The sequence below is a fragment of the Mycobacterium angelicum genome (assembly GCF_002086155.1).
GTDB classification, from domain to species: Bacteria; Actinomycetota; Actinomycetes; order Mycobacteriales; family Mycobacteriaceae; genus Mycobacterium; species Mycobacterium angelicum.
Genome location: NZ_MVHE01000475.1, coordinates 1 through 226, shown reverse-complemented (window position 1 = coordinate 226; position 226 = coordinate 1). Strand labels below are relative to the sequence as shown.

The 226-nt window shown below is 77.0% G+C and carries 1 pseudogene; it reads left to right on the top strand.

Annotation, left to right across the window (positions count from 1 at the left end):
* Nucleotides 1–226: pseudogene (locus BST12_RS30320) on the top strand (PE family protein); the annotation flags it as partial.

The following is a 226-nucleotide window of genomic DNA, read 5'->3' as shown; positions in this document are numbered from 1 at the left end:
GGGCCGGTGGGTGGTTCGGCGGTACGGGTGGGGCCGGCGGTGTCGGCGGAGGCGGCATTGCCAGCCTGGGCGGCGATGGAGGAATGGGCGGCAGCGGCGGCCGGCTGCTCGGTGTGGGCGGAGCCGGCGGTTGCGGCGGGTTCGGCAATACCACCGGTGGGCAAGGCGGCGCTGGCGGGGCTGGTGGTTTCATTGGCGCCGGCGGCGACGGGGGGATGGGCGGGGT